Origin of the sequence: Lysobacter sp. CA199 (genome assembly GCF_052078715.1) — a bacterium.
Taxonomy (GTDB): domain Bacteria; phylum Pseudomonadota; class Gammaproteobacteria; order Xanthomonadales; family Xanthomonadaceae; genus Lysobacter.
Genome location: NZ_JBQJIL010000009.1, coordinates 205874 through 222487, shown reverse-complemented (window position 1 = coordinate 222487; position 16614 = coordinate 205874). Strand labels below are relative to the sequence as shown.

Sequence of the window (16614 nt, the reverse complement as noted above, 5' to 3'; positions counted from 1 at the left end):
TCCCTATCGGCATTTCGCTCAGTTGAACTACCCACACCCCGACAATTTTCACTCCGCCCTCACCATCGCCGGCTCCGACTCCGGCGGCGGCGCCGGTATTCAGGCCGATCTCAAGACCTTCGCCGCGCATCGCGTGCACGGCCTGAGCGCCATCGCCGCGCTGACCGCCCAGCACACCCGCGGGGTCAGCGCGGTGCATGTGCCCGATACCGGCTTTCTGCGCGCGCAGATCGATGCCTGCTTCGAAGACTTCCGGATCGGCGCGGTCAAGCTCGGCATGCTCGCCACCGCGGAGGTCATCGTCGAAGTGGCCTGTGCGCTGGAGCACTATCGGCCGGAGTACATCGTGCTCGACCCGGTGATGGTCGCCACCTCCGGCGCGCGTTTGCTTGAACCCTCTGCGCTCGACGCGCTGCGCACGCGTCTGTTGCCGCTGGCCAGCGTGATTACACCGAACCTGCCCGAAGCCGAATTGCTGCTCGGCGCATCCATTACCGATCGCGACGCGATGCACGCCGCGCTCGACGGCCTGTTCGCACTCGGCGCGCGCGCGGTTCTGCTCAAGGGCGGACACCTGCCCGGCGCGGGCGACGTCGTCGATCTGTATGCGCGCCCCGGGCTGATCCGCGAAATCGCCCACGCCCGACTCGAAGTGAATGCCCACGGCACCGGGTGCGCGCTGGCCTCCGCGGTCGCGGCCAACCTGTGCCTGGGAAAATCCCTGGAACAGGCCAGCATCGCCGCGGCCGACTATGTGCACACCGCGCTGCGCCAAGGCTATCGACCGGGACGCAGCGAGATACTCGTGCTCGATCATTTCGGAGCCGCGCCGCGTGCCTGATGCGATCGATACCGCCGATATCGACCTACGTTCCAAGGATGGCCATCGCTGGTCGCTGACCGCGCGCGTGCCGGCGAACCCGAGCGCGAGTCTGCTCTGGGTGCCCGCACTCGGCATCGCCGCGCGCCACTACGCCGTGTTCGCCGACGCATTGGCCGCGCGCGGCATCGCCGTATTCGTGCACGAATGGCGCGGCAATGGCAGCAGCAGCTTGCGTCCGAGCCGCGACAGCGATTGGGGCTATCGCGAACTGTTGCTGGACGATTTGCCTGTCAGCGATGCCGCCGCAGCCGCCACCTTGCCTGGCGTGCCGCGCATCATCGGTGGGCATAGCCTGGGCGGACAATTCGCCTGCATGCGGCTGGGCATGGCGTCGTTGCAAGGCGACCCGGCGATGCCGCGTTCGCTGTGGCTGGTCGCCAGCGGCGCGCCGTACTGGCGCACGTGGCCGATGCCGAGCCGGATCGCGATGCCGATGCTGTATCGCTTCCTGCCCTGGCTGGCGCAAGTCAACGGCACCCTGCCCGGCCGCCGGCTTAAATTCGCCGGTACCGAAGCACGCAGTCTGATCCGCGACTGGGCCTTGACCGCGATCAGCGGCCGTTACGCCGTGCAAGGCATCGAAACGGATCTGGAAGTCGCCATGGCGCAGGTCGAAGTCGATGCGCGGGCGGTGACCATCGACCGCGACTGGCTGGTGCCGAAACCGTCGCTGGAGTTTCTGTTGTCGAAGCTGCCGCGGTCGCACGCCGAAATCCTGATCTTGAGCGAACGCGATCTGGGAACGCGCGCCGATCATTTCGCCTGGATGAAGCAACCCGACGCCGTCGTCAACGCATTGCTGCGCGAATAGCCGACACGGCCTTCCCTGTAGGAGTGGTGTAAGCCGCGACCGCGACCTCGCAACAACGATGCCACCGCCAGCCCGCGTTCGCGGCTCACGCCAGTGCTGCCCACGTGGAAGATTCGGCGGCCCCACATGGCCTGTCTGTAGGAGCGGCGCGAGCCGCGACCGCGACCTCGCAATAACGACGCGGCTGACATTCCGCGGTCGCGGCTCGCGCCGCTCCTACAAGGGGCCATCGATGAATGCGCGATGTTCGGGCGGGGCGATTTACGCCCAACGGGCCTATTTTTACGCTGAATTTACGCCGTGACGGCGTGCACGAAATAGCGGCTTTACGCCCCGAGTTCCGAGAATGACGACGTGGCCAGACCGGCCTCTTTCCTCTCTCGGATACACCCATGTCGTCGTCGCATCATCTGTTCCGTCGCCGCGAGGCAGCCCTTCCTCTGGTCCTGGCCGCCTGCGCCGGTATCGGCCTGCTCGCATTGGGCACGCAGGCGCACGCAGCCGAAACGCAGGGCGCGAGCTTCACCGGCTCGGCCGCGCTCACCAGCGACTACGTCTGGCGCGGCAGCTCGCAGACCCTGGGCGATCCGGCCGTGCAGGTCGGCTTCAAGGCCGCCGCGGCCAACGGTTTCTATGGCTCGATCTGGGGCTCGAACGTAGAGTTCGCTCCGGAGACCCACGCCAGCAGCGAGTTGGATTTCACCGTCGGCTGGGCCGGCAAGATCGCCCAGGACTGGGCGCTCGACGTCAACGTTCTGCACTACCGCTATCCCTCGACCACCAGCGATCTCAACTGGACCGAGCTCAACGGTACGCTGACTTACCGCGACAACTACTGGCTGTCGCTGGGCTATTCCAACGAGGCGCTGGGCAGCAAGGAGCGCGGGATCTACTCTCAGATCGGCGCCCGCTTCCCGGTCAACGATGCGCTTCGTTTCGAGGCCGCGGTCGGCCATTATTTTCTCGATGACGTTTATGATCGCAACTACAGCCACGGTCAGCTCAGCGCGATCTGGGCGGTCAAAGCCCCGTTCGAGTTGCGCCTGACCGCGCACGCCACCGATCACAACGCCGAACGGATCTTCGGCGATTCCCTTGCCGGCTCGCGCATCGAAGCGGCCGTGCAAGCCTCGTTCTGACAGGGGTAACGACCATGCCTGGCTGGCTTTCCATGTTGTGCGCGGTTTTGGTCCTGGTGGCCGCCGCGTATCTGCTCTACGTCGTGCTGCGTCCGGAAGACTTCTAGTCCCCGCGGCTTAGCACAATGCGGATCAGGATCGATCCGCATCACCTTTCCTCAGCGCCCGGACGGATTCACCGTTCGGGCGCGGTCCTTGAAGGCGCCGGACGCGCCGCAAGGGATCCTTCACCGCCTGGTGTTTCACCATGATCGAAATCTTCCTCGTATTCGCGCTGGCGATCGTCCTGGGTTGGCCGCTCGGCCAATACCTGGCGCGGGTCATGCGCGGCGACCGCTCGCGCCTTGACGCGCTGTTCGGACCGCTGGAGCGCGCGATCTATCGCGTGATCGGCGTCGATGCCGCGCGCGGCATGAGTTGGCGCGGCTATGCGCTGGCGTTCGTCCTGAGCAACCTCGTGCTGGCGGTGCTGGTGTGGGCGCTGTTCATGACCCAGGCCTGGCTGCCGCTGAATCCCGACAACGTCCCCAACATGCGCTGGGACACCGCGCTGCACACGATGGTGTCGTTCCTCACCAACACCAACCAGCAGCACTATTCCGGCCAGGCGCAGTTGAGCTATCTGTCGCAGATGGTCGGCATCGTCGGCCTGCAAGTGGTCACGCCGATGATGGGCCTGGCGATCGTGGTGGCGACGCTGCGCGGCCTGTTCGGCGGCCGTCAAGCGATGGGCGCGCCCAATACCGCTGCGCGCGAAGGTGAAATCCGCGACCTGGGCAACTACTGGGTCGACGTCACCCGCGCCACGCTGCGCTTCATGCTGCCGCTGTGCCTGGTGTGGGCGGTGCTGCTGACTTCGCAAGGCGTGCCTTCGACCTTGCAAGCCGGCGCCACCGTGACGCCGATCGACCACAGCGTGGAGATGAAAGAGCAGAAGATTCCGGTCGGACCGGTCGCGGCCATGGTCGCGGTCAAGCAACTGGGCACCAACGGCGGCGGCTGGTATGGCCCCAACAGCGCGGTGCCGCTGGAGAATCCGACCCCGTTCGCCAATCTGCTGGAAACCCTGGCGCTGATCCTGATCCCGGTCGCGGTGACCTTCATGATCGGCCCGTTCACCGGCCGCCGCAAACTCACCGCGCTGGTGTTCGGCAGCATGTTGCTCATGTCGGTGATCTCCACCGGCCTGACCGTCGGCTCGGAAGTCTATTCCTCCAGCAACACCGACGCGGCGCTGATGGAAGGCAAGGAAACCCGCTTCGGCGCCAGCGATTCGGCGTTGTGGGCGGCGCTGACCACCCAGACTAGCAACGGCTCGGTCAACGCCATGCACGACTCGCTGGCGCCGCTGACCGGCAGCATGACGATGATCAACATGCTGATCAACGCGATCTGGGGCGGCATCGGCTGCGGTCTGCAGCAGTTCCTGGTCTATTTGTTGCTGTCGGTGTTCCTCGCCGGCCTGATGACCGGCCGTACGCCGGAATTGTTTGGCCGCAAGATCGAATCACCGGAAGTGCGCTTGCTGGCGCTGCTGATTCTGCTGCAGCCCCTGGTCGTACTCGGCTTCACCGCGGTCACCTTGGCGATTCCCTCGATCACCGGCAACTCCAATCCGGGCTTCCACGGCATCAGCCAGGTGTTCTACGAGTACACCTCGGCCTTCGCCAACAACGGTTCGGGTTTCGAAGGTTTGGGCGACGCGACTTACTGGTGGAATCTGAGCTGCTCGCTCGTGCTCGCGCTCGGCCGCTATCCGTCGCTGATCGTCCCGCTCGCGGTCGCCGGCCTGCTCGCGCGCAAGCGCGTGGCGCCGGAAAGCGCCGGCACCCTGCACGCCGAAACGCCGACCTTCGCCCTGACGCTGATCGCGGTGATCGTGATCCTGACCGTCCTGCAATTCATGCCTGCGCTGGTTCTCGGCCCGATCGCCGATCACCTGACGCTGTATACGAACGCCGCTCCGGCGCTCAGCAGCCCCGCTCTCTGAGGTATGCCATCGTGACTGAACAAACCCATCTCGGAGTGCAACGCCGCAACACCGCGGTCGCCGGCCTCGACGCCGCCGGCCTGCGTGCGGCGATCCTCGAATCCTTCATCAAACTGTCTCCGCGTCACGCCATAGGCAGCCCGATCATGGCGATCGTGCTGCTCGGCACGATCCTGTCGGCGCTGATCACGATCTTCGTACCGGGCAATACCGGTTTCGGTATCGCGGTCACGGTGATTCTGTTGATCACGGTATTGTTCGCCAACTTCGCCGAAGCCGTCGCCGAAGCGCGCGGCCGCGGCCAAGCCGCTTCGTTACGGGCCGCACGACGCGATCTGGTCGCGCGCAAACTCGACACCGTAGGCCGCAACGAAACCCGCGTGGCCGCGTCGACCTTGAAGCCGGGCGACCGGGTGATCGTCTCGGCCAACGAGTTGATTCCCGCCGACGGCGAAATCGTCAAGGGCGTGGCCACGATCAACGAATCGGCGGTGACCGGCGAATCCGCGCCGGTGCTGCGCGAGGCCGGCACCGATCGTTCCGGCGTGATCGGCGGCACCAAGGTGTTGTCGGACGAGATCGTGATCGAAGTCAGCGCCGAACCCGGCCACAGCTTCCTCGACCGCATGATCGCCCTGGTCGAAGGCGCCAACCGGCAGAAGACGCCGAACGAAATCGCCCTGACCATGCTGTTGGCGGCGATGACCCTGACCTTCTTGATCGTGGTCGCGACCCTGCCGTTCTTCGCCGGCTTCGTCGGCGCCAAGCTCGATCCGCTGCTGCTGATCGCGCTGCTGGTCTGCCTGATTCCGACCACCATCGGCGGCCTGCTGCCGGCAATCGGCATCGCCGGCATGAACCGCGCGCTGTCGGCCAACGTGCTGGCGAAATCCGGCAAGGCAGTGGAAGTGGCCGGCGACGTGGACGTGCTGTTGATCGACAAGACCGGCACCATCACTCACGGCGATCGTCAGGCGACCGCGTTCCATCCGGTGGCCGGCGTGGACCGCTCGCAGCTGCGCGATGCCGCGCTGCTGTCCTCGCTTGCCGACGCGACGCCCGAAGGCAAGTCCATCGTGCGTCTGGCCCGCGAGCAGCACAGCAACGTGCTCGAACCCGAGCGTGCCGACTACATCCAGTTCAGCGCGCAAACCCGCATGTCCGGCGTCGATCTGCCGGCCGAGTACGACGGCGGCGCGCGTTCGATCCGCAAGGGCTCGGGCGATGCCATCGGCATCTACGTGCGCGCGCTCGGCGGCGAAGTCACCCCGGAACTGCTTGCACGCGTCGAACAGGTCGCGCGCGGCGGCGCCACCCCGCTGGTGGTCGCCGAGGGCCGTTACGTGCTCGGCGTGGTCGAGTTGTCGGACGTGGTCAAGCACGGCGTCAAAGAACGCTTTGCACGACTGCGGGCGATGGGCGTGCGCACGATCATGATCACCGGCGACAACCCGCTGACCGCCGCGGCGATCGCGGCCGAGGCCGGCGTCGACGATTACATCGCCGAAGCGCGCCCGGAAGACAAGCTCGCGCGCATTCGCGCCGAACAAGCCGGCGGCCGCCTGGTCGCGATGGTCGGCGACGGCACCAACGACGCGCCGGCGCTGGCTCAGGCCGACGTCGGTCTGGCGATGAACTCGGGCACCCAGGCGGCGAAGGAAGCCGGCAACATGGTCGATCTGGATTCCGATCCGGCCAAACTGCTGGCGGTGGTGGAAGTCGGCAAGCAGCAGTTGATCACCCGCGGCGCGCTGACCACCTTCTCGCTGGCCAACGACGTGTCCAAGTACTTCGCGATCCTGCCGGCGCTGTTCGCCGCGGCGATCCCGCAGATGGCCGCGCTCAACGTCATGCACCTGTCAAGCCCGACCAACGCCGTTCTGGCCGCGCTGATCTTCAACGCCATCATCATCCCGGCGCTGATCCCGCTGGCCCTGGCCGGCGTGCGCTTCAAGCCCGCCACCGCGGTCGCGTTGCTGCGCCGGAACATGCTGGTCTACGGCGTCGGCGGCGTGCTGCTGCCGTTCGTGGCGATCAAGCTCATCGACATGGCGCTGGTCGCGATCTTCTAAGCCGCCACGCCGCTCAAGCCCCCTCCCGTTGACGGGAGAGGGGTTGGGGTGAGGGTCAGCCCACCGCCCCCTCCTCCGAACCCACAGGACAACCCCCATGAACACCCACGCCACTCCCACCGCCAACATCGACGACCGCGTCTCCCTACGCGCTCCGCTGCTGTTCGCCGCCGTCACCCTGCTCGGCTTCGGCCTGGCCTACTCGCTCGCCGGCACCGCGCTCGGTCGCGTCGCGTTCCCCGATCAGGCCGTCGGCTCGATCGTCGAACGCGACGGCAAGGCGGTCGGCTCGGCGTTGATCGCTCAGCCCTTCGCCGACACCAAGTACTTCCAGCCGCGCCCGTCGGCGGCCAAATACGATCCGATGGCTGCCTCCGGCAGCAACCAGGCGCGCAGCAATCCCGATCTGCGCAAGCGCATCGCCGAGGACACCGCGGCCATCGCGCAACGCGAAGGCATCGCCGTCGGCGAGGTTCCGGCCGAGTTGGCGACGCAGTCCGGCGGCGGCCTGGACCCGCATATTTCCCCGCGCGCCGCGCAAGTGCAGGCCGCGCGCGTGGCCAAGGCCCGCGGTGTCGAGGTGAGCAAGGTCGAAGCCTTGATCGCCGCCAACACCGAAGCGCCGCAGTTCGGCGTACTCGGCCAGCCGCGGGTCAACGTGCTCAAGCTCAATCTGGCGCTGGACGCCGCGCGCTGAGCCGCCGGACGCGAGCTTGCGGCGGAGACTTTTCCGATTCGGGCGAAATCGCAGAATCGCCGCCGCATCGCTTGCTCGGCGACCGGGCCGGTCTACGCTCGGATCGCCAGAATGATCTGGCTCAACAAGGAAAAGCACATGAAGCGCTTGTTCGACAGGAAGATGCTGCTCGCTTTGGCCGCTCTCACCACGTTCGCCGCAGGCTTCGCCTCTGCCGCGGCCCATCCCTGCCTGGAATGCATCGCCGAACGCGATCGCTGCCTCGCCTCGGGAGGCGGGCAGATCTGTTACGCGCAATACAAGACCTGCTGGCAGGAGAACGGTTGCCGGCCGACCAATCCGCCGTCTCTGGCGCCCTGAGCCTCGCGCCCGCGCGGCCTGACGCCCCGCGGCGCTCACGCCCGATTGCGTGAGGCCCCGCGAACGCCCATGCTGCCCACGTGCCCCGCGCCGATGCGTACCCCGCATCGGCGCGATTCGGGCGAACGGTAAAGCAGGCGATCGTGTTTCCACCGACTTCCACGGTGCCCGATGACCGACCCACGCAGCGCCCAAGCCGATGCCCTGATGGGCGAACTGCAACGCCAGGGCGCCGGCCGGCTGACCATCTTCCTCGGCGCCGCGCCCGGCGTCGGCAAGACCTACACCATGCTCGGTCGCGCCCGCGAACTGCAGCGCCGCGGCATCGACGTGGTGGTCGGCATCGTCGAAACCCACGGCCGCGCCGAAACCTCGGCCCTGGTCGAAGGCCTCGACGTGCTGCCGCGCAAGCGCCTGGACTACCAGGGCCGCACCCTGGAGGAAATGGACCTCGACGCCCTGCTCGCACGCAAGCCCAAGGTCGCGCTGGTCGACGAACTGGCCCACCGCAATGCGCCCGGCAGTCGCCACGAGCGCCGCTGGCAGGACGTGCTGGAGCTGCTGGACGCCGGCATCGACGTCTACACCACCATCAACATCCAGCACCTGGAAAGCCTCAACGACGTCATTCACCGCATCACCGGGGTGCGGGTCAGCGAAACCGTGCCCGACGCGCTGTTCGATCGCCTGCGCGACATCGTCCTGGTCGACCTGCCGCCGCGCGAGCTGATCGAGCGCCTGCAGCAGGGCAAGGTCTACGTGCCCGAGCAGGCCGCGCACGCGCTGCAGGCGTTCTTTTCGCCGTCCAACCTGACCGCGCTGCGCGAACTGGCGATGCAGACCGCGGCCGATCGCGTCGACAGCGATCTGCGCGAGGCTCAGACCGCGCGCGGCCTGCCCGGGGTGCCGCTGCGGCGCGCGGTGATGGTGGCCATCGACGGCCTGGGCCAATCCGAATATCTGGTGCGGGTGGCGCGACGCATCGCCGAACGCCGCGATTCGCCGTGGATCGTGGTCACTGTGCAGACCGGCGGCGTGCCCGACTCGACCCGCCAATCCGAAATCGACCGCGCCTTCGCCCTGGCCCGCCGGCTCGGCGGCGAAGCGGTGGTGCTGCACGGCAACAGCGTCGTCGACGCATTGCTCGATCATGCCGAACGCGCCGGCGTGTCGACCATCGTGCTCGGCCGCACCCGCGAGCGGCCGCTCGCGCGCATGATCAACCGCACCCTCACCCAGCAGTTGATCCAGCGCGGCGCCCACTACGAACTGACCATCGTCAGCACGCCCGAAGCGCGCGCGCGTGCGCGCCGTTCGCTGCGCGACAGCGGCGGCCGGCTGCGCGGCCTGCTCAATCGCAGCGACGCTGCCTTGGCGGTGGTCGCCGCGGCGCTGGCGACCGCCTTGGCCTGGGTCGCCGAACGCTGGATCGGCCTGGGCGACTTGTCGTTGATCTTCATCGTCGCGGTGGTGGTGGTCGCCGCGCGCACCCGCATGACCGCGGCGGTGATCGCCTCGGTGCTGTGCTTTCTGGCCTACAACTTCTTCTTCATCGAGCCGCGCTACACCCTGTTGATCGGCGCGCGCCAGGGCGTGGCCACAGTGCTGCTGTTCCTGGCCGCGGCCCTGGTCGCCGGCCGGCTGGCCTCGAAACTGCGCATGCAGGTGCTGGCCCTGCGCGCCTCCAATGCGCATGCGACCGAACTGCAGACCCTGGGCCGCGAATTGTCCACCGCCGCCGACGTCGGCCAGGTCGTGCGCGCCGGGCGCAACGCACTCAAGCGCTCGCTGAGCGTGGAAGCGTTCGTCTACATCGGCGCGGCGCCGCTGCGCGGCGAGCATCTGCCGGAGATGAGCGACAAGGATCGCGCGGCCGCCGATTGGAGCCTCAAACACCGGCAACCGGCCGGGCGTTATACCGATACGCTCGCCGGCTCCGACTGGTGGTTGTTGCCGCTCAAAGGCAACGGATCGACCGACGCGCCGGCGGCCGGCGTGGTCGGCCTGCGCTTTGCGGCGTCGCTGACCCGGCTGGGCGCCGAACAACGGCGCTTGGCCGAAGCGATGACCGACGACATCGCTCAGGCGATTCTGCGTACGCGCCTGGTCGCCGATCTGGAGGACTCGCGCGTCAGCGGCGAAACCGAACGGCTGCGCTCGGCGCTGTTGTCCTCGGTCTCGCACGATCTGCGCTCGCCGCTGGCCTCGATCATCGGCGCGGCCAGCAGCCTGGATAACTACGCCGAGGCGATGCCGCGCGAGGATCGCCATGCCTTGCTCGAAACCATCCGCATCGAAGGCGAACGGCTGGACCGTTATATCCAGAATCTGCTCGACATGACCCGCCTCGGCCACGGCGGCCTGGCGCTCAATCGCGACTGGATCGGCGTGGACGAGCTGATCGGTTCGGCGGTGACGCGCCTGCAGCGTTACGAACCGGGCGCGCGCTTCGACGTGCGCCTGCAACCGGGGCTGGGGCCGATCTGGGTGCATCCGGCCCTGGTCGAGCAAGCGCTGTTCAACGTGATCGAAAACGCGGTGAAGTTCTCGCCGGCCGACGCGGCGGTGGCGATCGAAGCGCGCCGCGTCGACAACGAGCCGGGCGCGACACCCGAGCAACTGCTGCGCATCGACGTCAGCGATCGCGGCCCGGGCATTCCCGAGGACGAGCGCGCGCGCATCTTCGATATGTTCTACAGCGTCGAGCGCGGCGATCGCGGCCGCCAGGGCACCGGCCTGGGACTGGCGATCTGCCAGGGCATGATCGGCGCGCACGGCGGCAGCGTGGTCGCCCTGCCCGGACAACCCGACGCGCAAGGTCGCCGCGGCACGACGATCCGCATTACCCTGCCGCCTATCGAACCCGAGCCCGCCGCCGCGCCATGACCGAGGACCACGCTCCGCATTCGCAACCGCCGCACCCGCAGGCCGCGCCGCCCGCTCGCGTGCTGGTGGTCGACGACGAGCCGCAGATCCGCAAATTCCTGGATATCGCCCTGCGCGCGCAGGGCTACGCGGTGGAGCTGGCCGAGAACGGCAACACCGGGCTGGAAACCCTGGCCACGCGCGGCGCCGACCTGGTGATCCTCGATCTGGGCCTGCCCGACCGCGACGGCCACGACGTGCTGCGCGAACTGCGCCAATGGTCGGGCGTGCCGGTGATTCTGCTGACCGTGCGTTCGAGCGAATCGGAGAAAGTCGCCGCGCTCGATGGCGGCGCCAACGACTACGTCACCAAGCCCTTCGGCGTGCAGGAGCTGATGGCGCGTGTACGCGCCCTGCTGCGCGCACACGGCCCGCAGGGCGAGGCCCTGCCGGTGTTCGACGACGGCCACCTGCGCATCGACCTGGCGCGGCGCGAAGTGCACCTGGCCGGCGAACCGGTGGTGCTGGCGCGCAAGGAGTACGCGCTGCTGGCGATGCTGTTCCAGCACGCCGGCCGCGTTGTCACCCAACCGCAGCTGCTGCGCGAGTTGTGGGGCCCGACCCATCAGGAAGACACGCATTACCTGCGCATCCTGGTCGGCAAACTGCGGCACAAGCTCGGCGACGACGCGGCCTCGCCGCGCTATATCGCCACCGAACCGGGCGTGGGCTTGCGTTTCATCGAGAAGCGCTGAGCGGCGCGAGTTGCCGTCGGGTCGCGACTGCGCAACTGCGGCGAAGCTTTCGACGTCGCCGCGGTCCCACGGTCGCGGCTTGCGCAGCTCCTGCACGCAGCGACTGTAGGAGCGGCGCAAGCCGCGACCGCGACTACGCACTGCGGCGAAGCTTTCGAACGTCACCGCGGTCCCACGGTCGCGGCTTGCGCAGCTCCTACACGCAGCGGCTGTAGGAGCTGCGCGAGCTGCGACCGCGACAATGCGACTACGGCGGCGCTTTCGACGTAAGCGAAAGCGCGGTCGCCACTAATGCCGCTCTGTACCGGCAACCGACGACACGATGTTTGCGCGCGAACACCCGCGCAAAGAAAAAGCCGGCCGTCTTTCGACGACCGGCTTTCGAATGATGGTGCGCCCGGAAGGATTCGAACCTCCGACCCCCAAGTTCGTAGCCTGGTGCTCTATCCAGCTGAGCTACGGGCGCGCTGAGCAGACAATTATGACGGATGATTCGCACGGCGGGAAGCCCCCGCGTACAACTTTCGATCCGCCGGCCGATGATGGCCCAAAAAGAAAAAAGCCGGCCGTCTTTCGATGGCCGGCTTCTTAATTTGGTGCGCCCGGAAGGATTCGAACCTCCGACCCCCAAGTTCGTAGCCTGGTGCTCTATCCAGCTGAGCTACGGGCGCTTAGCTGGAAAATTATGACGAGCGAACAACATCCCGTCAACATTTTCCATTTTGCTTTGCCGATCCGACCATGCTGTTCTATGGGCATATCGGCAAATAAAAGCCGCCGAAGGCGGCTTCGGTACAACTGGCGGAGAGTGAGGGATTCGAACCCTCGATAGAGCTTTTGACCCTATACTCCCTTAGCAGGGGAGCCCCTTCAGCCTCTCGGGCAACTCTCCGCATCGATGAAGCAATGCGGGCGGGAAGCATAACGGCTTGCCCGTTTTACGGCAACGCTTACGACCAACTTTTTATCAGCCGCCGGCGTTTTTGCCCGAATCGTCCGACGCGTCCTCGCCCCGCTGGATGCGCTGATAAATCTCTTCGCGATGAACCGCGACATCTTTCGGTGCGGTAATACCGATACGCACTTGGTTCCCCTTGACGCCGAGCACGGTGACGGTCACCGAGTCGCCGATCATCAGGGTTTCGCCGACGCGACGCGTCAGGATCAGCATTGAAAACCTCCTCGAGCCGGGACCGTAGTACCGGCGTTGGCATTCTTTTCCATCCGAAAGAATGCTGCAATTTGTACACAAACGTGAACCATCTTAGCGACCGGTCAAACAAGGTCGCAAGCGATAGCAGTCACTGTTCGCCATTCAGACAAGCTTACTCTCAATCCACTGCGCGACGCCCGCAAGGGCCTGAACCAGAGCCGGGCCGTCATCGCCACCGCCCTGAGCCATGTCCGGGCGGCCGCCGCCTTTACCGTTGATCTGACTGGCCACGTGCGCGAGGAGTTCCCCCGCCTTGACCTTGCCAGCCGCGCTTCCGTTCACTCCGGCGACCAAGGTCGCCTTACCGTCGCTGGCGCCCGCCAGCACGATCACCGCGTCGCCAAGCTGCTGCTTGAGGCTGTCCACCGCCTCGCGCAACGCCTTGGCGTCAAACCCTTCCAGCCGGGTCGCTACCAGCTTGACCGCGCCGATCTGGGTCGCCGAGGCGGCCAGGTCGGAGGCGGCGCCGGAGGCGGCCTTGGCTTTGATCGATTCCAGCTCACGCTCGAGCTTCTTCTGCCGGTCCAGCAGCGCGCGCAGCTTGTCGGCCACGTCGCCGGCATTGCCGCCAAGCAGCCGCGCGGCCTGCTCCAGGCGCTGCTCTTCCTCTGCGACGTAGTCCAAGGCGCCCTGCCCGGTCAGCGCCTCGATCCGGCGCACGCCGGCCTGGACACCGCTCTCGGCGACGATCTTGAACAGGCCGATGTCGCCGGTGCGCGACACGTGGGTGCCGCCGCACAGTTCGGTAGAGGCCTCGCCCATGCGCAGCACCCGCACGCGGTCGCCGTACTTCTCGCCGAACAGCGCCATGGCGCCGAAGTCGATGGCTTCCTGCATACCCATCTGGTGGACTTCGGCTTCGTAGTTGCGGCGCACGTCGGCGTTGACCTGGCGCTCGATCTGGGCGAGCTCGGCGTCGCTCAGCGGGTTGAAGTGCGAGAAGTCGAAACGCAGGCGGTCCGGGGCGACCAGCGAGCCCTTCTGGGTCACGTGGTCGCCGAGCAGGCGGCGCAGTGCCGCATGCAACAGGTGGGTCGCCGAATGGTTGAGCACGGTCGCGACGCGGCGGGCTTCGTCCACGGCGCCCAGGACGCGGTCGCCGCGCTTGAGGCTGCCGGCGGTGAGCGTGCCGATGTGGCCATGGAACTGGCCGGCGAATTTCTGCGTATCGCCGACCACGAAACGGGTGCCGGCTTCGTCCAGCTCGCCGGTGTCGCCGACTTGGCCGCCGCTTTCGGCGTAGAACGGGGTGCGGTCGAGGATCACCACGCCCTCATCGCCGGCATTGAGCTGTTCGACCGGGCTGCCGTCGCGCAGCAGCGCGACGATCTGCAGGCCGCCTTCGACGATCCGGTCGTAGCCGAGGAACTCGGTCGGCGCCAGTTGCGCGGCCAGCTCGGCCGGCATCGTGGTCGCGTTGCCGAACTTGCCGGCCTTGCGCGCGATGATGCGCTGCTTCTCCATCTCGACTTCGAAGCCAGCCATATCGACCGACAGGCCGCGCTCGCGTGCGATGTCGGCGGTCAGGTCGGCCGGGAAGCCGTAGGTATCGTAGAGCTTGAACGCATCGACGCCGGCGATTTCGCCCCTGGAGCGGGTGGCGATCTCGTCGAAGATGCGCATGCCCGAATCCAGAGTCGCGGCGAAGCGCTCCTCTTCGGCGGCCAGAGCGGCTTCGACGAACTCGCGCTTGGCGGTCAATTCCGGATAAGCATCGCCCATCACGTGGACCAGCGCCGGCACCAGCTTGTGGAAGAACGGGCCCTTCTGGCCGAGCATCCAGCCATGGCGCAGCGCGCGGCGGATGATTCGGCGCAGCACGTAGCCGCGGCCGTCGTTGGACGGCAGCACGCCGTCGACGATCAGGAACGAGCAGGCGCGGATGTGATCGGCGATCACGCGCAGGGATTTGTTCTCCAGATCGGCGGTGCCGGTGGCCTTGGCCGCGGCCGCGATCAGATGGCGGAACAGGTCGATCTCATAGTTGCCGTGCACGCCCTGCAGCACTGCGGCCAGGCGTTCCAGGCCCATGCCGGTGTCGACGCACGGCGCCGGCAGCGGCAGCAGATTGCCGTCGGGCTGGCGGTCGAACTGCATGAACACCAGATTCCAGATTTCGATGAAGCGATCGCCGTCCTCGTCGGGCGAACCCGGCGGGCCGCCGGCGATGTGCGCGCCGTGGTCGTAGAAGATCTCGGTGCACGGGCCGCAGGGGCCGGTGTCGGCCATCTGCCAGAAATTGTCCGAAGCGAACGGCGCGCCCTTGTTGTCGCCGATGCGGACGATGCGCTCGGCGGGCAGGCCGATCTTCTTGTTCCAAAGATCGAAGGCTTCGTCGTCGGTGTGGTAGACCGTGACCAGCAGACGCTCGGCCGGCAGGCCCCACACGCCGGTCAGCAATTCCCAGGCCCAGGTGATGGCGTCTTCTTTGAAGTAATCGCCGAAGGACCAGTTGCCCAGCATCTCGAAGAAGGTGTGATGGCGCGCGGTATAGCCGACCTGGTCGAGGTCGTTGTGCTTGCCGCCGGCGCGCAGGCAACGCTGCACGTCGGCCGCGCGCACATAACCCGGCTTCTCGCTGCCGAGGAATACGTTTTTGAACTGCACCATGCCCGAGTTGGTGAACAGCAAGGTCGGGTCGTTGGCCGGCACCAAGGGCGCCGACGGAACGATGGTGTGACCTTTGCCCCGGAAGAACTCGAGGAAATCGCTGCGGATTTCAGTGGTGGTTTTCATGCCTGGGAGATAGTTCGCCTGGTCGGGAGCGGAGCGCTCGACCGAACCCATGCCACCACCATGGGGGCATCGACTGGAACAGGCAACCCGGGAACCCGAAAGCCGCGTAGCCTAACAGGCCCGGGGGGCCTTGTGCGCAAGGCTGAACAGCAAATGTGCCTGGCCGTTCAGTCCTCGGCGCAAGAACGATTCGCATTACGTACGGTTTCACCATCGAAGCCGCGTCGCAGCAGCAAGTCGGCGGCCTTTCGGCGCAGCGCCGGCTCGCGAAAATAATCCTCGCCGAATCGGCGGCGGGCCAGGTCGCGGGCATTTTCGAGCCAATCGCCCGGGTAATTCTGCAAGGCCTCGACGATGGCTTGGTTGTCGAGCCCGTGCATCCCCAGCTCTGCGCGAATATGCACCGGACCGTAGCCGTTGCCGGCCCGGCTGCGAATCAGACTTTCGGCGAAGCGGGCATCGTTCTGCCAGCCGGCATCGGTGAGCCGATCAACGGCAGCCACGACCTCATCGCGATCCAGGCCGCGCGAGGTCAGTTTGCGGGTCAGTTCCTTGCGCGAATGCTCGCGTCGGGTCAGCAGTCCCAGGGCACGCTGGGTCGGGGTCTGCTCGCGCGGCGTACGGCGGCGGCCGCGAGACGGCGCATCGGCGAAATCCGGACCGAACAAGGAGCTTTCCATCGCGGAATCTTCTGCATCGGTTGGCGGTTCCAACACGGACTGCGCGTCGGCGAACACTGTGGGATCTGTGGACTTGCGTGTGTCGCTTTCGGGGTAAGCGCTACTGTCGGGGCCGACCTCCGGCGGGAGTTCGATCAGGCCGGGAGCAGCTCGGCGCTGCTTGCGCCCGGACTTCCCGCCCTGACCACCAGCGGTGCCCCGGTGAGCCCGCTGCGCGCGATCGCGCCGTTGGCCGAAACCTTGGTCGATTGCCGAGTGCGACGAGAGCCGCTCATCGTCCGGTTCGGGCTCAGCCCGGCTCGCGATGCCGCGATCGGACCAGCGCGATTCCTCGCTGCCGATATCCACCTCACCGCCACGATCCGGCGCGACAGCGGGCGCTTGTTTACGGGACGCTACGTCCAGGCCCGGCT

At 66.9% G+C, this 16614-nt stretch carries 12 protein-coding genes, 3 tRNA genes and 1 pseudogene; 10 read left to right on the top strand and 6 right to left on the bottom strand.

Annotation, left to right across the window (positions count from 1 at the left end; translation table 11 throughout):
- The first annotated feature begins 22 nt into the window (after positions 1-22).
- From thiD to ACTOWJ_RS17785, 10 genes and pseudogenes are all read left to right on the top strand, one after another.
- Entirely contained in the window at positions 23-841 is an 819-nt protein-coding gene (gene thiD / locus ACTOWJ_RS17830) for a bifunctional hydroxymethylpyrimidine kinase/phosphomethylpyrimidine kinase (RefSeq protein WP_441335958.1), read from the top strand.
- A complete protein-coding gene (locus tag ACTOWJ_RS17825) occupies positions 834-1694 on the top strand; it encodes an alpha/beta hydrolase family protein (protein WP_441335957.1) in 861 nt (286 codons plus the stop codon). The genes thiD and ACTOWJ_RS17825 overlap by 8 nt, the downstream gene beginning before the upstream one ends.
- Before the next feature lie 392 nt (positions 1695-2086).
- The gene (locus ACTOWJ_RS17820; protein WP_441335956.1) at positions 2087-2833 is read left to right on the top strand and encodes a TorF family putative porin; all 747 of its coding nucleotides are present in this window, start codon (positions 2087-2089) and stop codon (positions 2831-2833) included.
- A gap of 14 nt (positions 2834-2847) precedes the next feature.
- Positions 2848-2940 (top strand): potassium-transporting ATPase subunit F, encoded by a 93-nt coding sequence (locus ACTOWJ_RS17815; protein ID WP_441335955.1) that lies wholly within the window; start codon positions 2848-2850, stop codon positions 2938-2940.
- 140 nt (positions 2941-3080) lie between these two features.
- Positions 3081-4823 carry a potassium-transporting ATPase subunit KdpA gene (gene kdpA, locus ACTOWJ_RS17810; protein WP_441335954.1) on the top strand — a complete coding sequence of 581 codons (1743 nt, stop codon included), beginning with the start codon at positions 3081-3083 and terminating at the stop codon, positions 4821-4823.
- Positions 4824-4834: 11 nt separating this feature from the next.
- Positions 4835-6895: a potassium-transporting ATPase subunit KdpB gene (gene kdpB, locus ACTOWJ_RS17805; RefSeq protein WP_441335953.1), complete on the top strand. Its 2061-nt coding sequence runs from the start codon at positions 4835-4837 to the stop codon at positions 6893-6895.
- Positions 6896-6992: 97 nt separating this feature from the next.
- Positions 6993-7592 carry a potassium-transporting ATPase subunit KdpC gene (gene kdpC, locus ACTOWJ_RS17800; RefSeq protein ID WP_441335952.1) on the top strand — a complete coding sequence of 200 codons (600 nt, stop codon included), beginning with the start codon at positions 6993-6995 and terminating at the stop codon, positions 7590-7592.
- Between the two features lie 111 nt (positions 7593-7703).
- Positions 7704-7952 (top strand): hypothetical protein, encoded by a 249-nt coding sequence (locus tag ACTOWJ_RS17795; RefSeq protein WP_441335951.1) that lies wholly within the window; start codon positions 7704-7706, stop codon positions 7950-7952.
- 171 nt (positions 7953-8123) lie between these two features.
- Positions 8124-10845: pseudogene (locus tag ACTOWJ_RS17790) on the top strand (ATP-binding protein); the annotation flags it as partial.
- Positions 10835-11572, top strand: coding sequence for a response regulator (locus tag ACTOWJ_RS17785; protein ID WP_441336102.1), 738 nt, complete (start codon positions 10835-10837; stop codon positions 11570-11572). The pseudogene ACTOWJ_RS17790 and the gene ACTOWJ_RS17785, both read left to right, overlap by 11 nt.
- Before the next feature lie 389 nt (positions 11573-11961).
- On the opposite strand, the gene ACTOWJ_RS17780 is transcribed toward ACTOWJ_RS17785, so the two are convergent.
- The 6 genes from ACTOWJ_RS17780 to recX all read right to left on the bottom strand — a co-directional run bounded on the left by ACTOWJ_RS17780 (position 11962) and on the right by recX (position 16201).
- Positions 11962-12038: transfer RNA gene (locus ACTOWJ_RS17780), tRNA-Arg, on the bottom strand.
- Positions 12039-12166: 128 nt separating this feature from the next.
- Positions 12167-12243 (bottom strand) — tRNA-Arg (locus tag ACTOWJ_RS17775).
- A 128-nt stretch (positions 12244-12371) separates the two neighbouring features.
- Positions 12372-12464: transfer RNA gene (locus ACTOWJ_RS17770), tRNA-Ser, on the bottom strand.
- A 75-nt stretch (positions 12465-12539) separates the two neighbouring features.
- Positions 12540-12743, bottom strand: coding sequence for a carbon storage regulator CsrA (gene csrA / locus ACTOWJ_RS17765; protein ID WP_036111509.1), 204 nt, complete (start codon positions 12741-12743; stop codon positions 12540-12542).
- A 144-nt stretch (positions 12744-12887) separates the two neighbouring features.
- Positions 12888-15572, bottom strand: a complete 2685-nt coding sequence (alaS, locus tag ACTOWJ_RS17760) for an alanine--tRNA ligase (RefSeq protein WP_441335950.1) — start codon at positions 15570-15572, stop codon at positions 12888-12890.
- Between the two features lie 116 nt (positions 15573-15688).
- Positions 15689-16201 (bottom strand): recombination regulator RecX, encoded by a 513-nt coding sequence (recX, locus tag ACTOWJ_RS17755; protein WP_441336101.1) that lies wholly within the window; start codon positions 16199-16201, stop codon positions 15689-15691.
- Between the last annotated feature and the right edge of the window lie 413 nt (positions 16202-16614).